The sequence below is a fragment of the Phyllobacterium myrsinacearum genome, assembly GCF_002980555.1.
In the GTDB taxonomy this organism is placed as follows: Bacteria; Pseudomonadota; Alphaproteobacteria; order Rhizobiales; family Rhizobiaceae; genus Phyllobacterium; species Phyllobacterium myrsinacearum.
On the sequence record NZ_PVBT01000002.1, the window covers coordinates 561953 to 586546 of the forward strand.

Below are 24594 nucleotides of genomic sequence, written 5' to 3' on the forward strand. Positions count from 1 at the left end.
AGCCGCCTGTCTTCCCGTTTAAGGAGATTGCAATGACGGAAAAGAAGACCTTTGCCATCGGTCGCCGGGCGCTGCTCACGGCGGCTGCGGTCTTGCCTTTCATGGGCATTGCCGCACGCGCAAGCGCCGCCGAAAGGCTGGGCTTCGGCGAGCTCTACAAAAGCTTTGGTCCGCTCGGTCTCGAATTTTCCGACAAGGTGAAGCAATTGAGCGGCCAGGAGGTTGCCATCAGCGGCTTCATGGCGCCGCCGCTCAAGGCGGAGGCGGCATTTTTCGTCCTGACGGAAATCCCGATGTCGCTCTGCCCGTTCTGCTCCTCCGATGCCGACTGGCCGGACAACATCATGGTCGTCTATCTCTCGGCCAAGCAGACCTTCGTCCAGTTCAATGCGCCGATCGTCGCGCGCGGCGTCCTGGAATTCGGCTCCTGGACCGATCCGGAAACCGGCTTCATCAGCCAGTTGCGTCTCCGGAACGCCGCCTTCAGGACCGTCTGACGCCATGCTCACGCTCGATGTTTCCGATCTACAAATGCACTTTCCGGGCCTGGCGGCGCCGGTCCTTGCCATCGAACGATTTCATTTGCCGGCCGGTGGCCAGCTGGCGATCACCGGGGCTTCCGGCTCGGGCAAGAGCACATTCGTGAATGCCATTACCGGCCTGGAAAACGTCACGCACGGCAAGGTTTCCTGGAACGGCACGGATATCACCCGTCTTTCCTCCGGCCAGCGCGATGCTTTTCGTGCGCGCAATATCGGCCTTGTCATGCAGGATTTTCATCTTTTTCCCGGTCTTTCCGCTTTCGATAACGTGGTGCTGCCGGTCAGGCTCGCCCGCCGGCTGACCGCCGGGGAACGCGAGCGCGCTCTGACGCTGCTTGCGGCCACCGGGATCGACCGGGTCAGTCAGAAGATCGAGACATTGTCGCGCGGTGAAATGCAGCGTGTCGCCGTCGCCCGCGCGCTGCTGCAGCGCCCCGGCGTTATCGTCGCGGATGAACCGACGGCCAGTCTTGACCGCAATGCGGGCAACGAGGTTGCCGAGCTGCTGCTGCGGCTTTCCGCGGAGCAGGGCACGACGCTGGTGGTGGTTACGCACGATGCCTTCCTGGCGGAGCGTCTTGGCCGCCGCATCTGCCTGGCGAGCGGGCGTGTCGACGAGGATAGTGGAGAGAGTGCCGCGCAATGATGACATTCATTTTTGCCGACCTGCGGCGTTTCTGGAGCGGGGCGCTCGCCGTAGTGGTGCTCATTGCGTTGTCGGTAGCGTTAAGCGTGACCGTGACGCTGCAGGAGCGGGCTGTCCGGCTCGGCAGCGCGCGTGCGGCCGAGAAGTTTGACCTGCTGGTCGGAGCCGCAGGCAGCGAAACCCAGCTGGCGCTTTCCGCTGTTTTCCTGCAGCCGGCACCGCTGCCGCTGATGGATGGCGCCGTTCTCGGCCGCCTCGCCAACGATCCGCGCGTCGCATTGGCGGCGCCCGTCGGCTTTGGCGACTCGGCAGACGGCTTTCCGATCGTCGGCACCACGACAAGCCTGATTTCGGCGTTATCTCCGAACCTGTCGCAAGGGGCACATTTTTCGCGCCTTGGCGAGGCGGTGGTTGGCTCTGACGTGGCGCTGTCGCCGGGCGCGCAAATCAAGCCGATGCACGGCACGGCGGAAACGGGCGGTGAAACCCATACGGCCATTGCCTACACGGTAACCGGCCGCATGACGCCGACCGGAACCGCCTGGGATCGCGCCATCCTGGTGCCGATCCGGGCCGTATGGCAGCTTCACGGCATGCATGGTGAAGAGCATCATGACCATGAAAACGAGGAAGCCGGGTCGCACGATGCCGGGAAAAAAGATCATGGCCATGAGCACGAGCACGGCCATGTCGATGCGGATGCGCCGCTGGACGAGCATTTCGACGCGCAGTCGCCGGGCGTTCCGGCCATTCTCGTCAAGCCGAAGACGGTTGCCGACGCCTACCGCCTGCGGCAGGAATACCGCACGGGCGCAACGCTCGGCGTTTTCCCGGCAGAGGTGCTGACGCGGCTCTACGCGACGTTGGGCGACGCGCGCAGCCTGCTTCTGGCCATCGCCCTGGGCACGCAGGCCATCGTCATCGCCGCGATCGCATTGGTGACGATCATGCATGTCGGGACGAGGTGGCGTCAGATCGGCGCCTTGCGCGCGCTCGGCACGCCGGTTCGCTCGATCATCGTGCTCGTGTGGGGAGAGCTTTTCCTGCTGTTCGTCGCGGGGATCGCATCGGGAATAACCTTCGGCTACGCTGCAGCGTCAGCGATCTCCGCGCGGCTGACCGCGTCGACGGCCGTCCGGCTGCCTGTCGAGTTCGCGCCGGACGATCTGTGGCTGGCGGCCGGTTTTCTCGCCGTCGCGGCAGCGGTTTCCATTGTTCCCGCTCTTGCCGCCTTGCGTTCCAGCCCCGCCGCCGCTTTACGCGCCTAGCGGTCTCATCCCAACCCATGCCGTTCATCTGTCGCGAAATCGGTGCTCCGGGTGATATCTTCCCAGGCATCGATCTCATCGGCGATCTCATCCAGCTTGCTCCGGGCGCGGCGCAGCGCATCGCTGCCCAGAAGCAAATGAAGCGGCGGGTTGCCGGAGCGGGTGAGAGCGATGATCGCTTGTGCCGCGAAATCCGGATTGCCCTGCTGCCGGCCCGCGGCGGAATCGAAGGCGGCGGAACTCCGTCCAACCGTCTCGGCGTAGGCGGCATCTTCAGTATCGCTTTTGCGGATCGAGTGAGACGAGAGGAAATCCGTCCGGAATGCACCGGGCGCAACCGCCGTTACCTTGATCCCCAGCGGCGCGACCTCCAGTGCCAAGGCTGAGGAGAGGCCCTCAAGCGCATATTTGGCGGCAGCATAGACCGCTGATCCGGTGGTTGGCGCGCGACCGGCGATCGACGTGATGTTGATGATGTGACCGTGGCCCTGCGCGCGAAGGTGAGGCAATGCGGCCCGGATGATCCGGAATGGCGCAAAGACATCGACAGAAAACAGTCTCTCCACATCCGCATCCGATGCTTTTTCCAGCGCACCCAGCAGCCCGTATCCGGCATTGTTGACGATGACGTCGATCGGACCCGCCATTGCAAAGGCCTTGGTTATGCTGGCAGCCGCCGCCTGACCGTCGGCGAGGTCGACAGTCAGGACATGCAAAGTGCCGCGATCATGCTCAAGGTCGAACGGCCCCGTCCGGACCGTCCCGATCACGGTATCCCCTTCTGCCAATGCCGCCGCCGCAAGAGCTTTGCCAAGGCCGCGTGAAATTCCGGTGATGAACCAAACTGTCATTTTCTAACCTCTTTAATGAACTGGAGAGACAATGCCATGAGGGCTTCCTCTTTATAATACACCAAAAAATTACATGGCTTGTTAGGTGGGCTAAGTAATGTATGCTGCAAAAATGGATATTTTGCTCGCCGGACATGATTACAATCAGCTTCGCGCCTTCATTGCCGTTGCCGAATTTCTGAGCTTCAGCCGGGCTGCCGACAGCCTCGGCGTCTCGCCTTCGGCACTCAGCCAAATGGTGCGGAATTTCGAGGAACGGGTGGAGACGCGCCTCCTTCACCGGACGACGCGGAACGTGTCCCTGACGGAAGCCGGTGAAAATCTGCTTCAGCGGGTCAGGCCCGCGGCATTCGAGTTGGGACATGCCGTCGCGCAGGCCCGCCGTACGGGGGAGAATCCCGCCGGAACAGTGAAGGTGCATTCGTTCCGGTCAGCGGCGCGAAAACATATCGAACCCATTCTTGCCGGCTTTACCGAACGCTACCCCGACGTGCTGCTCGATATCACGGTCGATGACGAGGTCACTGATATCGTCGCCGGAGGTTTCGATGTGGGGCTGCGCATAGGCGAGGTGATCGAGCGCGACATGATCGCCGTTCGTTTGGGATCGGAGCTGCGGCAGGTGGTGGTGGCGACACCGGATTACCTCGCGCGCCATGGACGTCCGGAGCACCCGCGCGATCTCGTCGGTCATCGCTGCATCCGTTGGCGCTGGCCGGGCCGGACGACGCCATACGCCTGGGAATTCTTCGAGAACGGCGCCTGGTTCAGTGTTTCGGTTGAAGGCCCGCTGATCTTCAGTGACAAGGAAATGGCGCTCGGTGCGACCCTCAAAGGGATCGGGATCGGCTTTCCCATCGAAGACACGGTGGAAGAGCACATTGCCGAGGGCAGGCTTATCAGCCTTCTCGATCCATGGTGTGTTGCATTCCCCGGATTGTTCCTGTGCTATCCCAAACAGCGCCATATGGCGCCAGCGCTGCGCGCCTTCATCGATACCGTTCGAGCTGGAGCCTGAATAGCCGTTTTGGGTTCTCCGCGCCGTCAGTATCATCAACGGCTCAACTGCCCTCTTCAGTGCGTGGAGGGCGAGGTCTCCGCGGACGCAACCGGCTTGGCCTGATGGTCCGCGGCCAGAAGCATGTACACCGCAGGCACCACGAAGAGCGTGAACAACGTGCCGATGGCCAGCCCCGCGGCGATCACCAATCCGATGCTGAAACGGGCGGCCGCACCGGCACCGGTGGCCAGGATGAGCGGCACCACGCCGAGAACCATGGCGCCTGTTGTCATCAGGATCGGCCGCAGCCGGATGCCGCAGGCGCCTTCAATGGCCTCGCGCTTTGATTTTCCCCCGGCCTGCAGCGTGTTCGCCACCTCGACGATCAGAATGCCATGCTTGCTGATCAGCCCCATCAGCGTGACCAGCCCGACCTGAGTATAGATATTCATGGTTGCGCCGCCGATACCAAGGGTGATGAAAGCGAGCGCACCCGCAATCGACATGGGCACCGATACAAGGATGATCAGCGGGTCGCGGAAACTGTTGAACTGTGCCGACAGGGCCAGGAAAACGATGATCAGTGCGAGGGCGAAGGTCGTGGCCATCCCGCTCGACTCCTGCACGAACTGCCGGGACTGGCCGCCATAGTCGACGGTGTAGCCTTGCGGCAGTGTGCGCGCCGCGATCGATTTGAGGGTATTCAGCGCATCGCCGACGGCAACGCCCGGTGCCGGGACGCCGGAAATGGTGGCTGAGTTCAATTGCTGGAAATGCGCGACGGAGCGCGGCGTTGCCTGGAGTGTGACCGTCGCGATTGCCGAAAGCGGGATCTTGGTGCCGTTCACGCTCGCGACGGGATAGCTCATGATCTGGTCAATGGTTTGGCGGGACCGCTGTTCCACCTGCGGGATGACCTGATAGGAGCGGTTGTCAATGCTGAAATAATTGACGTAGCCGCCGCCCAGCATGGAGGCCAGTGCCGCCCCCACATTGTTCATCGACAGGCCGAGCGCCGACGCCTTGCTGCGGTCGATCTGGATCGAATATTGCGGATTGTCGATATTGAGATCCTTCATCAGGAAGATGAACATGCCGGATTTCTGCGCTTCCTGCAGAAAGGCATTGGACACGTCATTGAGCTGGTCGAAACTGCCGGTGCTGCCGATGGCGAATTGCACTGGCAAGCCGCTGGCGCCGGGCAGCGGCGGTATCTGGAACACCACGGCCTGACCGCCGGCGATGCCGGCCATCTGGGCCTGCACCAATGGCTGCAGATCGTTTGCAGTTCGCTTGCGTTCGTCCCACGGTTTCAGCACCATGCCCTCGAACGATGTGCCCGGCGCCTCGACCTGCAGGGTCTTGTCCGTTTCCGGGAAGCTGCGGAAGATCTTGGTGACCTGGTCAGAATTGAGCAGCTTCTGCTGCAGCGTCGCGTTGGGCGCGTTGGTTACCTGCGCGCCAAGAAAACCCTGATCCTCATTGGGCGCCAGTTCATTCTTGGCGCTGGCATAGAGGAAATAGATGCTGCCGAGGACGATTGCAGCGAACACTAGCGTCACCACAGTCGTGTTCAGGCTGCCGTGAAGCAGCCGCATATAGGGCCGGTGAATCTCCGAGAAACGACGATCGATGAAATCCGAGATGCGCTCCTCCCAGCCGCTGCGGTCGGTGAGGTGCGGTTTCAGGATGCGCGAGCACATCATGGGCGTCAGCGTCAGGGCGATGATCATGGAAACACTGACGGAGGCCACCAGCGTGAAGGCGAATTCTGTGAACAGCGCGCCGGTCAGGCCGCCCTGGAAACCGATGGGGATGTAGACGGCGATCAGGACAACGGTCATGGCCAGGATCGGGCCGACCAATTCGTGCGCGGCAGCCAGCGCCGCCTGCATGGGGGGCGCCCCTTCTTCGATATGCCGGTTGACGTTTTCGACGACAATGATGGCGTCATCGACCACGAGGCCGATGGCCAGCACCAGGGCGAGCAATGTCAGAAGATTGATGGAAAAGCCCATGATCAGCATCAGCGCGAAGGTGCCGATCAGCGACAGGGGTATGGCGACAATGGGAATTGCGACAGAACGCGGCGAACCGAGAAATGCGAACACCACGAAAATGACGATGATCAGGGCTTCGACCAGGCTTTTCACCACCTCATCGATCGATTTCGTCACGAAAGTGCTGGAATCATAGACGATGTAGCCTTCCAGCCCCTGCGGCAATTGTGCCTGAATGTCCGGAAACACCGCGCGGACGCCAGCGATCACGTCGAGCAGGTTTGCCGTCGGCGCGATCTGGATGCCGATGAACACGCCGGTCTGCGCATCGAAGCCCACCTGGACGTCGGTGTTCTGCGATCCGAGTGCAACGGTGGCGACATCCTTCAGGCGCACGATCGCTCCGCCGATCTGCTTGACCACCATTTCCTTGAATTCGTCGGCCGAATGCAGATCGGTCCGTGCCGTCAGCACGGTCTGGGTCATCTGGCCGCGCGTCGTGCCGATGCCGGAGATGTAATTGTTGGCCGCGAGAGCAGTCCACACGTCGCCTGCCGTCAATCCATAGGCCGACAGCTTGTCCGGCTTCAGCCAGGCACGCAGTGCGAAGGTTCTGCCGCCGAGAATTTCCGCTGTCTGGACGCCATTGACCGTCTGCAGTTTGGGTTGAACCACACGCGCCAGATAGTCGGTGATCTGGTTGCTGGCCAGAATATCGCTGCGAAAGCCGATATACATGGCGTCGATGGTCTGGCCGATGGAAACCGACATGGTCGGCTGCTGCGTTCCGGTCGGGAGCTGGTTGAGCACCGAGGACATCTTGGCGTTGATTTCGGTCATCGCCGCATCGGCATCATAGTTGAGACGCAGATTGACCGTGATGGTGGAGGTGCCGCTCGTGCTCGATGAGGTCATGTAGTCGATGCCGTTGGCCTGGGCGATGGCGTTTTCAAGCGGCGTGGTGATGAAGCCTGCAATCACATCGGGCGCCGCGCCGGGATAGACGGTGGTGACCGTGACGACGGCATTCTGCGTGCGCGGGAATTGGCGCACCGTCAATGTGCGGAAGGATTGATAGCCGATGACGACGATCAACGCACTCACCACCAGGGCAAGGACGGGGCGCCGGATGAAAATGTCGGTGATGTTCATCGCCGCGCCTCAGTTGGGGTTTGGTGGTTCAGCATTTGGATCGTTCGCAGGCTGCACCGTATTGTTGACGATCACCGGCGAGCCGTTGCTCAGTTTCAGCTGGCCTGACGTGACGACGACCTCTCCGGCATTCAATCCCTTCGTCACGGCGATCTGATCGCCGCGTGCCTGACCGGTGGTGACGAATTTCTGGCTGGCTGCGAATTGCGGCTTGCCATCGGGGCCCTTGTCCTTTTCGGTCACGATATAGACGACATTGCCGTAGGGATTGATGGTAACGGCGGTCTGCGGCAGCGTGATATAGCTTTGCGGCTCGCCCACCACCACGGACACATTGCCAAACATGCCGGGTAAAAGCTTGTGATCGGGATTGGCGAGACTGGCGCGGATCGTGAGGTTGCGGCTCTGGCTGTCCACCAGCGGGCTGATCGCCGTGATCTTGCCGTCAAAGGCCTGATTGCCGTAGGCGTCCAGCGTTGCAGTCACTGTCTGGCCGACCTTGATCTGCGACAGGGCCTGCTGCGGCATCGAGAAGTCGAGTTGAATGGGATCAAGCGACTGCAAGGTGACAACCGCAGTTCCCGCAGCCAGATACTGACCGAGGCTGACCAGTTTGATGCCGAGCCTTCCGTCGAAGGGCGCGCGGATCGAATACTGATCGATCAGTGCCTGCTGTGCCACGACTTGCGCCTGTGCAGCCTTCAAGGTTGCCAGATCGCCATCGACCTGTGACTGCGGAATGGTGTTCGTCTTGATCAGCTTGGAATCGCGATCATAGGTGATCTGCGCATTCACCACGGTGGCCTGATACTGCTGCAGCGTGGCGATCTGCTGATCGGCAAGCAGCTGCACGATCAGATCGCCCTTCTTGACGTCCTGACCATCCTGAAAGCCGATCTTCTGCACAATGCCCTGGACCTGCGCCGAAAGGCTGGCCCCTTCGACGGCATTGAAACCACCCACGGATTGCAATGTCGTCTGCCATGGGCTCATCGCAGCCGTGATTGTCGAGACCGTTTGCGGCGGCGCCTTGAGGTTGGCCAGATAGGCTGCGATCATGCGGTTCTTGAATGCCTGAAAGCCGAAGATTCCGCCCAGGATCAGACCTATCACGATCAGCATGATCACCATGCGTTTTATCATGGCTTCAGACTCTCACGTTAAGGACAAGCCGGTGCAGCACGTATCGGTGCCAGGTCCGGCAGGTCGCGTGGAAAATGCCCGTGCACCTCTGCTGTCGCAAGACCGGTGCCGCCGCGGCTGAAACCGGGGGCGTTCAAACCGGCAATTCTCAAACAACGCGGACCGGTCAAGCATCACTGACAGACCTTCATTTTCCGATTGAGTACGGGTTGGTTGCGAGAAGTAGAGAGGTTCCTGTTTTCGATTTCAGACTGCGCGCAAACGGAATATGTGCGGAGCCAAGCATAAGTTACAACGTCGTATCAGGCCAGCCGGTGAACATCGGACGCAAAACCAGGCACTTCATGCATGGTATGACAAAGCATGCGGAATTCGACATTAATATATTATAATTATTCAAATAATGATTTGATCGCAATATTGACAAAATTATGGAAGCCCGCGCCTTCTCGAAGAGGCGAAGCGCCGCTCTTGACATCTGGATAATATATCGATAAATCCAGATATATGGGAAAAGAAAACACCATTGAGGCCTTTTCGGCTCTTGCTCAAGCCTCGCGCATGGACGCTTTCAAGCTGATTGTGATGCATGAACCGGAGGGAATCGCCGCCGGGGAAATAGCGCGCATGCTCGATATTCCCCAGAACACCATGTCGACGCACCTCGCGATCCTGTCGCGGGCCGGGCTGATTGCTTCGGAACGCCAGAGCCGCTCCATCATCTACAAGGCCAAATTCGAGAACCTTCGCGCGGCGATCAATTATCTCTTGAAGGATTGCTGCGCGGGTCATCCTGATATTTGTGCACCGCTCATCGCTGACATTGTTCCGTGCTGTCCGCCCGCGCAGACATTCACTGGCTGATAGCCTCTGCACGGATGCGATCAAGGTCAAAGCAGAAAGGAATCCCCGATGACCGTCACCATTTATCACAATCCATCCTGCGGCACGTCCCGCAACGTTCTCGCGCTCATCCGCAATGCGGGCATCGAGCCGGCGATTATCGAGTATCTCAAGACGCCGCCCGCCCGGCAGGAACTGAAGGATCTGATCCGCAGGGCAGGGCTGACCGTGCGCGCGGCTATCCGTGAAAAGGGAACGCCTTATACGGAACTGGGGCTCGATGACCTGTCGCTGAATGACGAGCAGCTGTTGGATGCCATGGAAGCACATCCGATCCTGATCAACCGTCCCTTTGTGGTTACGGAAAAGGGCGTGCGCCTGGCCCGGCCGTCCGAAGCGGTTCTCGACATTCTGCCAAGCCCGCAGCAAGGAGCGTTCACCAAGGAAGACGGCGAGGTTGTTATCGACGGTGAGGGGAAGCGCATTGTCTGATTTGCCCAATACCGTATCCGGCATTCTGCACGTTCCGGATAGTGAAAAGCTGTCTGCACCATTTTCGGCGCACCGCCCGCGCATCCTTCTGCTCTACGGCTCCATCCGGAACGTGTCCTACAGCCGCTTTCTGACCCAGGAGGCGGCGCGCCTGCTGGAACATTTCGGCGCCGAAACCCGGATTTTCAATCCGGCGGGGCTGCCTTTGCCTGACGATGCGCCGGTTGACCATCCGAAAGTCCAGGAGCTGCGCGAACTCTCGCTGTGGTCGGAAGGGCAAGTCTGGACCAGCCCCGAGCGGCATGGCGCAATGACCGGGGTGATGAAATCGCAGATCGACTGGATACCCCTGGCCATGGGCGCGATCCGCCCCACGCAGGGGCGGACGCTGGCGGTCATGCAGGTGTCCGGCGGATCGCAATCATTCAATGCGGTCAACCAGATGCGGGTGCTCGGCCGCTGGATGCGCATGATCACGATCCCGAACCAGTCGTCGGTTGCCAAGGCGTATCAGGAGTTTGACCAAAACGGCCGGATGCAGCCGTCAGCCTATTATGACCGCGTCGTCGATGTGATGGAGGAACTGGTCAAATTCACGCTGCTGACGCGCGATATATCCGGCTACCTCACCGACAGATACAGCGAAAGAAAGGAAAGTTCCGCAGCTCTTGAGCAACGGGTGAAGCTGAAGTCAGCAACAGAGTAAGAAATACCTTTCAAGTCTGTCTTCCCGGTCTTTCATGACGTATGGTTTTGCGCGGGCCGCATGCCATGTGGCCGGAATTCAACATGGTTCGGAGAGAGGTGTCATGACCAACGCAGACGAAACCACTGCTGCATCCGGCAAGACGTTTACGGTCGAGAACGACACGACTGCCGCCTATTGGCACAACAGCGCCGGCAATAGCCTGCCGCCTCCCGACATGATGGGAGCTTACATGCGCAACCGCCCGGTTCCGGCCGGATCGGCCGAACGCCGCAAGGCGTGGATCATCGGCAGCGGCATCGCAGGCCTTGCCGCCGCCTTCTACATGATCCGCGACGGGGGCATGGCGGGCGAAGACATCACCATACTGGATACGATGCAGATCGAAGGAGGCTCGCTTGACGGCGCAGGCAATGCCGAGGACGGCTATATCGTCCGCGGCGGCCGCGAGATGAACTGGAACTACGACAATCTGTGGGACATGTTCCAGGACGTGCAGGCGCTGGAACTGCCCGCGGGCTACAGCGTTCTCGACGAGTATCGGCTGGTCAACGATAATGACCCGAATTTCTCAAAAGCCCGGCTGATGCACAAACGCGGCCAGATCCGTGATTTTTCGACACTGGGTCTCTCCAAGCCGCAGCAGTGGGAGCTGATCCGTCTGCTGCTGAAGCGCAAGGAGGATCTCGACGACATCACCATCGAGCAATATTTCAGCGCGGGCTTCCTCAAGACCAATTTCTGGTATCTCTGGCGTTCCATGTTTGCATTCGAGAACTGGCAGAGCCTGCTTGAGATGAAGCTCTATATGCACCGGTTCCTCGATGCCATCGACGGGCTCACCGACATGTCGGCGCTAATCTTCCCGAAATACAATCAGTTCGACAGTTTTGTTCGTCCTTTGGTGAAGCATTTGCGGGAACGCGGTGTGAAGGTGCAGTTCGATACGCGCGCCTATGATCTCGACATGGCCGTTGCAGGCGAGACGCGCACGGTGACGGCCATCCGCGCCAAGGTGGGCGGTGCTGATACGGCCATTGCGGTTGGCCCGAAGGATCTGGTTTTTGCGCTCACCGGGTCGATGACCGAGGGCACCGCTTATGGCGACATGGACAATGCTCCGGTGCTCGACCGCGGCAGGCATGATCCGGGCGACGCCAGCGACTGGGCACTGTGGAAGAATCTCGCCAGGAAATCGCCCATCTTCGGCAAGCCCGAGAAGTTCTACGGCAATGTCGACGGTTCGATGTGGGAATCCGTTACACTCACCTGCAAACCATCTGCCTTTGTCGAAAAGCTGAAGGAGCTTTCGGTCAACGATCCCTATTCGGGCAAGACGGTGACCGGCGGGATCATCACCTTTACAGACTCTAATTGGGTGCTCAGCTTTACCTGCAACCGCCAGCCGCACTTCCCCACGCAGCCGAAGGATGTCCTGGTGGTCTGGGTCTACGCACTGCTGATGGATAAGGAAGGAAATTACGTCAAAAAGGCCATGCCGGCCTGCACCGGGCGAGAAATCCTGGCCGAGCTTTGCTATCATCTGGGCATTGAGGATCAATTGGACGACGTGGCGGCAAACACCAAGGCGCGCATCGCGCTGATGCCCTATATCACGGCGCAATTCATGCCGCGCGCGGCGGGCGACCGGCCGCATGTCGTGCCTGCCGGCTGCACGAATCTTGGCTTGATGGGTCAATTCGTCGAGACGTCGAACGACATCATCTTCACCATGGACAGTTCAATCCGCACCGCGCGGGTCGCGGTGTATAGGCTTCTCAACCTGAAGAAACAGGTGCCTGACATCAGCCCGACCCAGTATGATATCCGCTCGCTGCTGAAAGCCGCCCGCGCACTGAACAATGGCGAGCCGTTTCCGGGCGAACGCCTGCTGCACCGGCTGCTGGACAAGACCTATTATGCCCATATCCTGCCGCCACTCCCCGAACCCGATTCGGCCAAGCGCGAGGCTGCCGAAGGCGAACTGACGGGGCTGCTCGGCAAGGGCAATCAGGCGCTCGGCAGCGTCCTCGGCTGGCTGGAAAAGGTCCGGGAAAGTTTCAATCCGCACAAGCGCTAAGGCTTGTGCGGCCACTGGCAAGGCAACCTAGTCCGCGTGGCGCGCCGATGCGACATCGGCTGTCTTGACATCAGGCTCCCGGCCGCCCCATGTCGCCCGTGCCCAGTTGGCAAGGTCGGCAACCTGCTGATCGGTGAGCTTGTCCTTGAACGCGGGCATCGGCTGCATGCGCTCAAGACCCGGAAAACGTTGCGCGGGAATGCCATGGAGGACGGTGCGGATGAAATTGCGCGCGTCATTGATGCGCAGTGACGTGTTGGTGGCCAGCGGCACCGCGACGTGCGGAATACCTTCGCCCTGGGCGCCATGGCAGCCCGAGCAAAGATTGAGATAGGTTCCCCGTACCGATGCCGTCAGTTCGGGAGCCACATTGACCGGCTTGGGCGCTGGCGGCGGCGTGGATTGGTCCGGCGCGGCGTCGAGGTTGAACAGATAGACCGAGAGCGCCTTCATATCGTCGTCGGTCATGTACTGTGTCGAGAAATGAACAACCTCGAACATCTGGCTGGTCATCGCACCCCCGGCAAAAATGCCGGATTTCATGAAGCCAGCCAGCAAGGGGACGTCAAATCCCATGCGTGTCAGCCCATCCTTCGTGATATCAGGCGCCGCGACGCCTTCAATGACCGTTCCCTGCAGATACCGCGTCTGCTCCATGCCTTGCATCAGGTTGCGTGGCGTGTGGCACTCGCCGCAATGGGCGAGGGCATCGGTGAGGTAGCGGCCCCTGTTCCACAATGCGGATCGTGCCGGATCATCTGCTGGCACTGCGCCGGGCAGATTGACAAGATTCCAGAAGGTAAGTGTGCGGCGGATATTGAAGGGAAACGCCAGGCCGTTGGCTTGATTCTTCACCGGCATGGGTTCGCGGGTCATCAGATAGCTATAGACCGCATCAACATCTTCCGTGGTCATCTGCCGGTAGGAGGCATAGGGCATTGCCGGATAGAGATGTTTCCCACCCTTGCCGATACCATCGCGAACGGCACGCTGGAACTCGTACCGGGTCCAGTTGCCGATGCCATTCTCCTTGTCAGACGAAATATTGCTGGAGTAGATCGTGCCGAACGGCGTTTGCATCGGCAGCCCGCCGGCCCACGCAGCCCCGCCCTTTGCCGTGTGACAGGCATAGCAATCCGCAGCAACCGCGATATAGGCACCCCGTTGCGCCAATGCTTTCATCTGGTCAGCAGTCAGGGGTTGCTCGACGTCCTTGGCCACGACGCTTTTTTCGAACAGGCCGGCAAAAACGCTGCCTGCGGCCAGCCCGCCGCACACGATCAGTATCGCCAGGATCCAGAGTAGCCTGTGCAACGTCATGGACTACTTACTCCCTCAGGTTTTGACGAGGCCGGGTGTCTTCAGCACCAGGTCGCGCACGGCCTGGTGATAACGGACATAGCCGGTACAGCGGCAGATATGATTGTCCAGCGCTTCAGTGATGGCCTGTTCCAGATCGGCCCTGGCGATCGGTTTTCGTTTCAACTGGTCGATGAAAACGGTTGCTCCGGTGACAAAGCCCGGCGTGCAGTAACCGCATTGGAACGAAAAATTCTCGATGAAGGCCTGCTGAATTGGTGAAAGTTCCACAATGGCGCCGGAGGCATCGCGCTTGGCGTGCCCTTCCACCGTGCGCACCTTTTTGTCCTGGAACCAGTGCGCACCCGTGATGCAGGTGCGCACCTCATCGAGCGTACCGTCATTCTTTTCCACGATCACCGTGCAGGCATGGCAGATGCCTTGCCCGCAGCCCATGCGCGAACCCGTCAGATTGAGATACTCATAGAGGAAATCCTGCATCATCATGCCCTCGGGCACGTCAACGGGATCGATTGCCTTGTCGTTGACGGTCAGCGACAGCTTTTTTGTAGCCAGGGTCATGCCAGCGCTCCCCGTATCTTTTCCGGCGTAATCGGCAAATCGTAGAAGCGCTTGCCGATGGCGTGCGACACGGCATTGGCAAGAGCCGGCACCACCGCAATCATCACGACCTCGGCGATACCCTTGGGCGGGTCGGTTTCCGAAAGCGGCGCGAGGATTTCGACGGTCTGGGTCCAGACTGCCACGTCTTTCGAACGAGGCAGCTCGTAGCGGTTCCAGTTCCAGGTGCCATCGCCGGGACCATCTTCATACAGCGGCAGATACTCCTTCAGCGCATGGCCGATACCCATGGCGATGCCTCCCTGGATTTGCCCGGAAACCAGTTCGGGAACCACCTGGGTTCCGCACTCCATGATCGAGTGATGCGAAAGCAGGGTGACCTCGCCTGTCGCCGTGTCGACGCTGATTTCGGCCAGTGTCGCCATCGGCGCGTAATAGGTGACGCCGGCATTGTTGCGCTGGGTGGGCGGATAATGCACCGCCGCCCGGTCGACGAACTGCCAGCCGTCAAGTGTCATGAGCGTTCTGGTTTCGGCGGAGGCGCCGTCGCCATATTTCAATGCAAGCGCATCGACTGGAAGCCGCACCCGTCCCGCATTCGGGATGTCGAACTCGGCTTCCGTCCATTGCCACCGGTTGAAGGTATGGACCGTCACGCCGGTGACGAGACCGAGCCGGTGCGCTTCGGCTGCAACCGCCTCGAAGCGCAACGGCGGCAGCCCGCCTGCATTCACCTCGCCGTTTTCAAGCCGGATGTCCTCGCGCCGCACGGAGTAGGGGGTCATTGAACCGCCGCCGATGCCGCGCGACCACAGCGACTTCGCCGCCGGCCAAATGGCAAGGTCGACAAGCGCATGCGCCGCTTGCCGGGTGGCGTGGCCGAGATAATAGACGCTGTTGGTTGCGCTCATCGGCGAGGTGAAACTCGGTGTCCAGCGTGGGTTTTTGCTGTGCTTGTCCTCGTCTTCCTGAGACATGGTGTATGGCTCATCGGAGGTTTCAAGCGGCATCTGCGGCCAGCGCACCTTGCCGAACTCTGTCTCGTCGGGAACGCGGCCGAGAATGTCGCCAACCATGATCGCCTGCGACGTGGTCGTGCCTGTCCCGATCTCATGTGCCACATGCGCGAACCTGATCCGGCCCGATGCATCGAACTCAAGCGCTGCAAGTGCCGATTCCGCTCCCGTGCCATAGTCCTTCTGCACGTGACCGTAGCCGACGCCGTAGCGCTTGCCGGGATTGGCGGCATCGAACGCGGCCTTCTTCCCGGCGCGGTTTGTCCACAGCGGATGGTCGCGCGCCTTGAGCAGGATTTCCTCGTTGCGCAGCGCGCCTGCGGGGATGGCCCCTTGCGTGTTCTTCATTCCGGACTTGAAAACATTCTTCAACCGGAGGTCGATCGCATCCATTTTGAGGATTTCGGCCACCTCGTCGACCATCATTTCGGTCGCCGACATGGACTGGAGGGTGCCATAGCCTCGCGTTGAGCCCGCGTCGACAGCACGTGAGGCAATGGCCGCGGCCGAAAAATCGCTTTTCGGCAGATAGTAGATCGATTGCGCCGCCGTTGCCCCGACGAAGCCCACTGAAAACGAGAAGTTGGGGCGCCCGCCGCCGTCGTTCTTGAAATGGCCGGTCATGGCGCGAAACTGGCCTGTTTGACGGTCAACGACCAGCGTGTTGTCCATCCAGAAGGCATGCCGCTTCAGTCCCATCTGGAACTGCTCGTAGCGATCATTGGCAAGCCGTACCGGACGGCCATTGCCATAGAGACCCGCCAGGACGCAGAAGAATGGAAAGATGGAATGATCCTTGGTGCCGTAGCCCACGGTATAACCGACCTTGAGGTCGACTTCCTTGAGATGGAATTTCGATTTGGAGACGAGGCTCGCCGAAACCTCGGCCACTTCATAGGGCGACTGCGTCGCCATCATGATGTGAAGGACACCGGTTGAGGCATCATACCAGACATTGCCGTTGTCTGCCTCCATGGCGGACGCATCGACCGACTGCGAGAAGTATTTGTGTTTGAAAACCAGCAGGTCGTTGCCGGCGTCGCTGATTTCCTTCTCGATCTGCGCGGCGGCAGCCATGCCGCGCGCCATGGCATTGCCTTCGCCCGCCGCCGGCCATGCCGGTTCGTCGCCGGCAAAACCGCCATAGATCACAGCATCCTTCAGCGGCGAGTAGCGGTCATCCGCGTCAGGCGTGCCGCCGTCGATACGCACATAACGCGCCGCGCCATAGTGGGCCGGATGGCTGTAAGGCGCCTTGCCGCCATAGCGGACCACCGTATCGTCGAAGCGTATCAGCCGCTTTGCCGCGTCGTAACGGGCGAAGTCATGATAGACGAGGAGTGCGACCGGCTGCCCGAGCAGCCGGGCTGTCTGCCCTTTCGGCACGAAGAATACATCACCATAAAAGCCTTCGCCCGGGATGGTGATATCGTCGGCAACGAGATCTTCGTGAAGAACGACGCGATCGGGTTTCAAGTCGTCGCCGAGAAGGCTCAGGTCGATGCCTTCGAATATGCGATCTGCTTTGGTCGCATGCAGCATGAAGGCGTGCGCCTGCTCCTTCGGCCAGTTTTCAAGATCGCGGGCGCGGTAGTCGCGCGCGAAGGTCTTTCCACCGGTAACCTTGGCAATGGCGTCGAGCCGGTATTTCGGCTTGCCATCGGCCTTGAGCCAGTCCGGCCCGGGCAGGGGAGGTGTTTGAACGAGTGCAGCCTGAGCCGGTGCCGAGAGAAAAGATACCTTGATGGCAATGCCTGCCGCGACGCTGCCTTTGATAAAGGTTCTGCGCGAAACATTGGGCCTCATGTTTTCCTCCGAACAATTGCCAACAATCTAGCGCGCCATTTGTTGTATAGATAGAGCGGGCGCAATTTTAGTGTCAAATAATACACGGTACTGCCGGCGAAGAAGTCACCGTTCTATGGTCGGACTGTTTGGATGTACACCAACTATTTGCTGGTTGTTTAGCCCTCTAAACAAGTGCTGCGGCCGCAAGATCGATAAGCGCCTTGGCCGCACCGCGCATTGCCGGGTGTTCAAACGCTCTACCCCATGGCTTTGGTGCGAACCGGCAACTTCGACATGATGACTTTCGCAGCGGGTTGCTGCACATTTTTTTCGGCCAGTTTTGACACGATTTCTTCCCGGACCGCCTCGGCATGCATGGAAGGGCCGATAATGACCCGCGAGATCAGCTGGGGAAATTCCAGTCCGGTGATGTTCTCCATCGGCCGGTTCTTGAGGGGGAGTGTGTACATCGTCCGGTTGCTGCCTTCGACGCCGGAATTATGCTTGGTGAGCAGTGTCGACGGCCACAGAAGCGGGTTGGTCAAGACACGCCATTCCCGCTCGTCGCCAAGCCCAGGGTGCTTGGAACATGTGGCGGCAAAGAGCAGCATCAGGAAGATGACTTCACGCAGCAGGGCCCGGTTGGTCCGGGCGATGAACTGCTCATTCTCCAACAGAGTGGCGGCAACCGTTTCAAACTCGCCGATAAACTGTTGTCTTGTCCAATATGCAACCGGGCTCGAATAGGCTTTCAGTGCCTGCGCTACCTGCATGAACGGCAAGGTATCGACAACGACCGCGACACCGGTGACATCCCGTTCAAAGGCCCGCCACAAAGACAGGCGCCCGGTATTGCTCTCGGCAGGATCGTGTTCGGCGACGGACAGGACATAGGTCTCGTTTCGCACATCCGGCAGCCGGTCCTGAAATTTCCTGACGCCTTCACTCCAAACACCCGGTGCGCACCGGTCAAGCGCGTCGGCGAGCGCCGTGCCGCCGGAACGGCCGATCCAGTCCTGCAGTCTCTCCACGCCGATCTCAAGGTCGTGGTGATCGTTCATATCGCGGGTGTTCTGGAACTCGATCTCTCCGCTGTCGAGAATGTCGAGCAGATTCTTCGACGTGGTGTAATGGACGAACCGGGATTCCGGCGTGATGGCCGCACGGCTTTTGAAGGTACTCGGCATGAAGATGCTGAGAATTCTGACAACGGCCGGATCCCAATTTTCCATAGACATGTTCCTTGGATTTGATGCAAAGCCGCCAATGCGCTCGCAGCACACCGGTATGCACCGGTTGCCTTAATTTTCAAGGGGCTATCTACAGGCCAAGGATGAGATTCGCGCCGCCGCTCCATTGCAACAGACAATTGAGAGAATGAATTCAACGGCTTATATCTGGAACCCTAGAGAATCGAACTGTAGTTGAGAGGCACCCAATCGTAGTTGGAGCTGTCACGGCGCACATGTCCAATGCCGGGGAAGGAGATGTGCGCGCCTGCGACAAGGTAACCCTCATTGGCAGCCTCGCTGAACGCTGCTTGTCTGGAGATGATGGCCTTCTCCGAGTCTTCGTCGAATGCGATTGCAATACCAGGCTCGTCAAATTGGACGATATCGCCGTGGGTGATGTCGCCCCAGATCACCAGTTTCCGTCCCTGGCTTTCAAGCACAACTGAGGAATGACCCGGCGTGTGGCCCGTGCGAAGGATTGTCTTGAAGCCCGGTATGGGTTCGGCATTGTCGGCGAAGGTCCTGAGCTTTCCGGCGTCGATGTAAGGGTTGATCGCCTCGATTGCTTCCCTATAAAGCCCCTTCTTTGTATCCGGAGCGGCCTTTGCGTGCAGAGGATTCAGCCAGTAATCGACATCCCGTTTATTGACGTGCAGCAGGGCATTGGGGAAAGCGCGCTTGCCATCCGCAATCAAGCCACCCGAATGATCCGTGTGAATATGGGTCAGGAGCACATCGTCGATCTGCTCGGGTTGATAGCCCGCCGCCTGAATATTCCCGATGAGCTTACCAAGGGTCGGCCCGAGATACGTACCGGTGCCTGCGTCTATCAGAACCAGCCGGTCACCCGTATTGACAAGATAGGCGTTGACCGAGGCTTCGGAGGGAGATGACTGAAACACACCGGACAATACCTTGTCGATATGGTCGGGCGTTGTATGGTTGTACAGCGTATTGAGAGGTATTTTGACGGTGCCGTCGGAGAGCGCCACTATTTCATAGGCGCCGAGCATCAGCCGGTGATAGGCTGGCGCTATGCTCTTGATTTGAGCCGCACGAGCGAAAGCTTCGAGCGGTGTCAATGCTGAAAGAGCCGTTGCTCCAAGCATCAATAGCGCTGTTCCCTTGAGCATCGATCTGCGTGTTGTCGTCATGGCCGTCTCCAATTGCCTGTAGCAACTCTTTTGAATTGCAGCTTCATGCAAAACAGGTATTGGTGATCAGTCCAGCAATCAAATCGATATGAAGAATGAACTCCATCGATCATTTCAATCTACGCTCGTTCGATCTCAATCTGCTTGTTGCGTTTGACGCCATGATGCAGGATCGCAGCGTTACGAAGGCCGCGGCACGTTTGAAAATCCAGCAGCCCGCCATGAGTCACAATCTCGCAACGCTGCGTTTGCTGCTGCAAGACGACCTGTTCATACGTATGGGACAGATCATGCAGCCGACGGCGAAAGCCCAGGCGCTGTCGGTACCGATCCGCCTTGCATTGAATCAGGCGCAATCGGCCCTGAATGCCCGTGTTGCTTTTTCCCCGGAAACAGAAGAGAGAACATTCCGCCTTGGTCTTTCCAGCGAAATAGAGCTTCTGCTTCTGCCTGATCTGACGGCACGGCTGCAAGCGCAAGCACCCGGTATCAAGGTGCTTTCCCGCGTTGCGCATCCTGATCAGGTCGAGGCGATGATCGATATGCAGGCCATTGATCTGGCGGTGGGATGCTCGCACCACAATGGACCGCGCTACAACAGCGAGGTGATGTTCGACGCGCATGTCATGTGTTGTTTTAATCCGCTGCTTCTGGATTTGGACGTGCCGGTAGACAGGCAAACCTACCTGTCCCAAAGGCATGCGGTTGTCTCGCAGACAGAAAGCCTGCACGGTTGTGTGAAAGAGGCACTTGAACACGCGGGTGTTGATCTGGATGTTGTGGCTGCGGCGCCAGACTTTTTGTCGGTCCTTTCAACCGCAATGAAAGCGCCTGTTATTGCAACTGTGGCTGCTCGCGTGGCTCTCAAATACGGGCCCGTCCTGGGTCTGCGGGTTAGTCCCGTTCCACTGGATCTCAAGTTCCCGCCAGTTACTATGGTGTGGTCACATTATGCCGGCAAGGATCCGGCCAGTCTTTGGATGAGGCGTCAGATCAGGGAAAGTTTTGAAATGGCACCTGTCTGAATGGCGGGTAATTAGACATTCCGAAGTGAGCTTGGATTTGCACGGTCTCCCTCAGATGGCCGGTGTGAATGATTCTCTGGAGCCTCTTTTCGCTGCACTGCTCCGGTAACGTGCGATTTCATAGGCGATGCGCATTATCCATTGGCATCATTATTCCTTTGCGGGAAGATGGGAGAAAAAGGGGTCCCTCATGAACTTGCGCTTTGTCGAAACATTTCTCTGGATCGTCCGCCTCGGCAGTTTTAGTGCCGCGGCGGAAAAATTGAACACAACCCAGGCCTCGATTTCCAACCGTATCGCAACGTTGGAACGTGAACTGGGCGTGCAATTGTTCGATCGCGATACGCGCACGGTCAAACTCACGCCCGTTGGCCAGCAGGCTGTCGCGAAGGCCGAGGACATCGTGAAAGCCGTCAGCGAGTTCCGTGAAGCGATCGCCGATCCGACGAGCCTCAAGGGTTCGGTCAGCATCGGAACCATCGATTCCATCGTGCACTCGTTTTTGCCGCGTCTCGTCGAGCGGGTTCAGGAGCGCTATCCGGGTATCGCCATCGACCTGAATGTCGATACGAGTCTCAACGTGGCGCGGGAAATCATCGAGCGGAAAATTGATCTGGCGCTGATCATGGGGCCGGCGCTCGATCACGGCCTGGTCAATATCGATCTGGGCACCTATCGCTGCGTCTGGGTGGCAAGCCCGAAATACGGCCTGGCGGGAAAGCCGCTGACGCTTGCGGATATTGCAAGTTATCCCCTGTTGGCCTTTTCCAAGGGCAGTGTGCCCCATCACGGCCTGCTGCAGCAGTTTCGCGAAGCTGGCCTTGAGGCGCCAACAATCTCAAATTCGAATTCGCTGGCAACAATCATGCGCCTCGCCAAGGACGGCCTCGGAATAGCACCTTTGCCGCGGGTTATTCTCGGGGACTATGTCGATACTGGCGCGCTGGAGATCCTCGACGTTACGCCCGTGTTCCACCCGCTGACATTTCATGCGGTCTATGCGGATCATCCGGACAGCCTGTTGCCCTCGATCATTGCGCAGATGGCGGCTGAAGTATCCCTTTGCATGGCCGACGCCTGATAGTTCCGGTCTGGCCCATAAGAAAATTCTATAGGATTGCTCAATTATTTCGAGTTTGTCTGGAGCCGATATTTTCCGCACGATCCCTTCATCAACAATGGAGGAATGAGCGTGAAAGTAAGTCTGATCCAAATGAACTCGCAGGATAGCAAGTCCGCCAATCTCGAAACGGCCGCGCGGCTGATCAATGAAGCTGTCGAGAATGAGTCACCAGATCTTGTCGTTCTGCCGGAATATTACGCCTTTCTCGGCGAAGGGCGGGAGAACATCTACGCCAATGGCGAAACCTTCCCCGATGGCGATGGTTATCGCCTGATGGCGGGTCTTGCCGCCCGGCACAAGGTAACCATCCACGCCGGCAGCATCGTCGAACAGGACGGCAACAAATATTACAATACCACCATTGTATTCGGTCCGGACGGCAGGGAACTGGCAAAGTACCGGAAGATTCACCTTTTCGACGTGGATACACCAGGCGGCGCGATCTATCGCGAATCCGATACGATCAGCCGTGGTGAGGACATTGTCACCTACCAGGTGGGTGACACCAAAGTTGGTTGTGCCATCTGCTATGACGTCCGCTTCCCCGAACTCTTCCGCAAGCTGCGTGACGAGGGTGCCGAGGTCATCGTCCTCCCGGCCGCCTTCACCCTGATGACCGGCAAGGATCATTGGGAGGTTCTGGCCCGCGCCCGCGCGATCGAAACACAGACCTATTTCCTCGCCGTCGGCCAGACGCTTTCCAATTCAGAGGGGCGCAAATGGTGCTGGGGGCATTCGATGGTCATCGATCCGTGGGGGCATGTCGTGGCGCAGTGCTCCGATGGTGTCGGAACCACCAGTTCCAAGCTCGACCTGAGCTACGTCGCCAAGGTGCGCGGTGATGTGCCCGTCGCCCGCCATCACGTTCTCTAAGAGGTAAAATCATGTTTGAAGTCAATGAAATGCCGCGTCAGATCAATGCCGATCTGATCAAGCTGATGGAACAGGTCGAAACGGCGACGATCGGACACTTCCTGCATTCGGGTTTTATCGACCGGGAAATCCGCGCGGTCCTGCCGGAAAAACGTGTGGCGGGAACGGCCGTTACGGTTCGCATCCCCCACGCCGACTCGACAATCCTGCATTACCTGACCAAGCTGGTACGGCCGGGTGATTTCGTCGCTATCGAGCGGTGCGGCGATGACCGCCATGCCTGCTGGGGCGGTGTCGTTACCCACGCCATGAAACTGGCGGGTATCGTCGGAGCCGTGATCGATGGGCCTGCGACGGATTTTTCTGAAATCCGCAAGGTTGAAATGCCGATGTGGTGCCGCGGACCGTCACCGATAACAACAAAAATTTTGGGATTGGAGGGCGCAATTAACGTCCCGGTCACAGTCGGCGGTCAGGTTGTCAGGCCAGGTGATGCCATCATTGCCGATGAGAGCGGCATCGTTGTTCTCTCACCCTCTCAGGCCCGCGCTGCGACGGAAAAAGCACTTGGCATGCAGGAAAATGAAATCACACTGCTTGAGCGCCTGCGCAACGGTGAGTTTCTTCCCGATATTTCAGGTGCAACGAAAATCGTGGAGGGTCAAAAGCGCCAGGTTGCCTGATCGAAAACAATCAACTCAAAAAAAGGGGAACGAGATGATGTTCGCAAGACTTTCAATTGCTGCTTCTGCATTCACAATCGCCGCAATGTCCAGTGCCTGGGCGGAGACTGTGACACTGACGGCTTATAGCGGGATATTTCAGGAACATTATACCAAGGCTGTCATCGAGCCTTTCATGAAGAAATATCCCGATATCACCGTGCAGTTTTACGGTATGCCGAATTCGGCCCAGATGCTTGGCACATTGCGTGCGCAAAAGAGCAGTCCGCAAATCGACGTGGCCATTCTCGATGTGAGCGTGGCCAAGGCGGGAGCGGATGAGGGTATTTTTGACAAGATCGATGAGAGCGTCTCGCCGAACGTCGGGGATCTCTATCCCAATGCACGCGTGGAGGGTGTTGCGGGGGTCGGCGTCACCTTTGACAATCTCGTTCTCATCTACAACACGGATCAGGTCAAACAGGCACCGAAGTCCTGGAACGTGCTATGGGACAAGGCTTATCAAGGCAAACTGATCATTCCTTCGGTCCCCGATATTCAGGGCACGACCTTTACCATCATTTCAAACAAGCTCGCGGGCGGTACTGACTACAAGACCGACCTCACGGCGGGGATCGCCAAGATTGGCGAACTTGCTCCGGGCGTGCAGACCTGGGAGCCCAAGCCCGATGTTTATGCGCCGATTGCCAATGGACAGGCCGCGCTCGGCATCGGCTGGAATGCCCGCGCACAGATTTATGCGCAGACATCAGGCGGAAAACTCGGTGTTTCATTGCCAGAGGAGGGCAGCGGGTTTCAGATCAATACGATCAATCTTGTGAAAAATGCTCCGGCTGGAGATGCCGCGAAAAAGTTTATCGATTACGCGCTCAGCCCGGAGGCCCAGGCCGCATTCACCAGCGAAATGTTCTATGCGCCGACAAACTCAAAGACAGTTGTCGCCAAGGATGCAATCGAGCGCACTGCAGCGGGCGATATGGACAAGATGATCGATATCGATTGGCTGGCCGTGGCGAAAATCCGGGATAACATCACCGAGCAGTGGCGCCGCCGCATCATTCCGCTCAGCCGCTAGACCTTGTCAGCAGAGAAAATT

At 58.9% G+C, this 24594-nt stretch carries 21 protein-coding genes; 13 read left to right on the forward strand and 8 right to left on the reverse strand.

Annotated features, from left to right (window positions below; genetic code table 11):
- The first annotated feature begins 32 nt into the window (after positions 1-32).
- The 3 genes from C5750_RS09495 to C5750_RS09505 are packed head-to-tail and all read left to right on the forward strand — an operon-like array spanning position 33 to position 2456.
- The gene (locus C5750_RS09495; RefSeq protein ID WP_105733614.1) at positions 33-497 is read left to right on the forward strand and encodes a hypothetical protein; all 465 of its coding nucleotides are present in this window, start codon (positions 33-35) and stop codon (positions 495-497) included.
- Positions 498-501: 4 nt separating this feature from the next.
- Positions 502-1188 (forward strand): ABC transporter ATP-binding protein, encoded by a 687-nt coding sequence (locus tag C5750_RS09500; RefSeq protein WP_105733615.1) that lies wholly within the window; start codon positions 502-504, stop codon positions 1186-1188.
- On the forward strand, positions 1185-2456 hold the full coding sequence (locus C5750_RS09505) for an FtsX-like permease family protein (RefSeq protein ID WP_105733616.1): 1272 nt from the start codon (positions 1185-1187) through the stop codon (positions 2454-2456). Before C5750_RS09500 ends, C5750_RS09505 begins: the two co-directional genes overlap by 4 nt.
- 5 nt (positions 2457-2461) lie before the next feature.
- On the opposite strand, the gene C5750_RS09510 is transcribed toward C5750_RS09505, so the two are convergent.
- Positions 2462-3307, reverse strand: coding sequence for an SDR family NAD(P)-dependent oxidoreductase (locus tag C5750_RS09510; protein WP_105733617.1), 846 nt, complete (start codon positions 3305-3307; stop codon positions 2462-2464).
- A gap of 112 nt (positions 3308-3419) precedes the next feature.
- On the opposite strand from C5750_RS09510, the gene C5750_RS09515 reads away from it, so the two are divergent.
- Positions 3420-4325: a LysR family transcriptional regulator gene (locus C5750_RS09515; RefSeq protein ID WP_105733882.1), complete on the forward strand. Its 906-nt coding sequence runs from the start codon at positions 3420-3422 to the stop codon at positions 4323-4325.
- 56 nt (positions 4326-4381) lie between these two features.
- Here C5750_RS09515 and C5750_RS09520 read toward each other — a convergent pair whose 3' ends face one another.
- Entirely contained in the window at positions 4382-7459 is a 3078-nt protein-coding gene (locus tag C5750_RS09520; RefSeq protein ID WP_105733618.1) for an efflux RND transporter permease subunit, read from the reverse strand.
- A 9-nt stretch (positions 7460-7468) separates the two neighbouring features.
- On the reverse strand, positions 7469-8602 hold the full coding sequence (locus C5750_RS09525; protein WP_105733619.1) for an efflux RND transporter periplasmic adaptor subunit: 1134 nt from the start codon (positions 8600-8602) through the stop codon (positions 7469-7471).
- A gap of 507 nt (positions 8603-9109) precedes the next feature.
- Between C5750_RS09525 and C5750_RS09530 the strand changes: the two genes are divergently transcribed.
- From C5750_RS09530 to C5750_RS09545, 4 genes are all read left to right on the forward strand, one after another.
- On the forward strand, positions 9110-9466 hold the full coding sequence (locus C5750_RS09530; protein WP_105733620.1) for an ArsR/SmtB family transcription factor: 357 nt from the start codon (positions 9110-9112) through the stop codon (positions 9464-9466).
- Between the two features lie 48 nt (positions 9467-9514).
- Positions 9515-9937, forward strand: a complete 423-nt coding sequence (gene arsC / locus C5750_RS09535) for an arsenate reductase (glutaredoxin) (RefSeq protein WP_105733621.1) — start codon at positions 9515-9517, stop codon at positions 9935-9937.
- Positions 9930-10643, forward strand: coding sequence for an arsenical resistance protein ArsH (gene arsH, locus C5750_RS09540; RefSeq protein ID WP_280952403.1), 714 nt, complete (start codon positions 9930-9932; stop codon positions 10641-10643). The genes arsC and arsH overlap by 8 nt, the downstream gene beginning before the upstream one ends.
- A 103-nt stretch (positions 10644-10746) precedes the next feature.
- The gene (locus C5750_RS09545) at positions 10747-12723 is read left to right on the forward strand and encodes an oleate hydratase (RefSeq protein WP_105733623.1); all 1977 of its coding nucleotides are present in this window, start codon (positions 10747-10749) and stop codon (positions 12721-12723) included.
- Between the two features lie 27 nt (positions 12724-12750).
- Here C5750_RS09545 and C5750_RS09550 read toward each other — a convergent pair whose 3' ends face one another.
- From C5750_RS09550 to C5750_RS09570, 5 genes are all read right to left on the reverse strand, one after another.
- Entirely contained in the window at positions 12751-14043 is a 1293-nt protein-coding gene (locus C5750_RS09550) for a c-type cytochrome (RefSeq protein ID WP_105733624.1), read from the reverse strand.
- 15 nt (positions 14044-14058) lie between these two features.
- Entirely contained in the window at positions 14059-14604 is a 546-nt protein-coding gene (locus C5750_RS09555; protein WP_105733625.1) for a (2Fe-2S)-binding protein, read from the reverse strand.
- Positions 14601-17426 carry a xanthine dehydrogenase family protein molybdopterin-binding subunit gene (locus tag C5750_RS09560; RefSeq protein WP_105733626.1) on the reverse strand — a complete coding sequence of 942 codons (2826 nt, stop codon included), beginning with the start codon at positions 17424-17426 and terminating at the stop codon, positions 14601-14603. The genes C5750_RS09555 and C5750_RS09560 overlap by 4 nt, the downstream gene beginning before the upstream one ends.
- Positions 17427-17665: 239 nt before the next feature.
- Entirely contained in the window at positions 17666-18640 is a 975-nt protein-coding gene (locus tag C5750_RS09565) for a DUF2971 domain-containing protein (protein ID WP_105733627.1), read from the reverse strand.
- Between the two features lie 173 nt (positions 18641-18813).
- Complete coding sequence (locus C5750_RS09570) at positions 18814-19794, reverse strand: MBL fold metallo-hydrolase (RefSeq protein ID WP_245421056.1); 981 nt, start codon at positions 19792-19794, stop codon at positions 18814-18816.
- Positions 19795-19889: 95 nt separating this feature from the next.
- Here C5750_RS09570 and C5750_RS09575 point away from each other — a divergent pair, with 95 nt between their 5' ends.
- The 5 genes from C5750_RS09575 (at position 19890) to C5750_RS09595 (ending at position 24573) form a co-directional block, all read left to right on the forward strand.
- Positions 19890-20819, forward strand: coding sequence for a LysR family transcriptional regulator (locus tag C5750_RS09575; RefSeq protein WP_105733629.1), 930 nt, complete (start codon positions 19890-19892; stop codon positions 20817-20819).
- 190 nt (positions 20820-21009) lie between these two features.
- Positions 21010-21900 (forward strand): LysR family transcriptional regulator, encoded by an 891-nt coding sequence (locus C5750_RS09580; RefSeq protein WP_105733630.1) that lies wholly within the window; start codon positions 21010-21012, stop codon positions 21898-21900.
- Between the two features lie 111 nt (positions 21901-22011).
- Positions 22012-22815 carry a carbon-nitrogen hydrolase family protein gene (locus C5750_RS09585; protein WP_105733883.1) on the forward strand — a complete coding sequence of 268 codons (804 nt, stop codon included), beginning with the start codon at positions 22012-22014 and terminating at the stop codon, positions 22813-22815.
- Positions 22816-22826: 11 nt separating this feature from the next.
- Positions 22827-23498: an RraA family protein gene (locus C5750_RS09590; RefSeq protein ID WP_105733631.1), complete on the forward strand. Its 672-nt coding sequence runs from the start codon at positions 22827-22829 to the stop codon at positions 23496-23498.
- 34 nt (positions 23499-23532) lie between these two features.
- Positions 23533-24573, forward strand: coding sequence for an ABC transporter substrate-binding protein (locus C5750_RS09595; RefSeq protein ID WP_105733632.1), 1041 nt, complete (start codon positions 23533-23535; stop codon positions 24571-24573).
- Positions 24574-24594 lie beyond the last annotated feature (21 nt).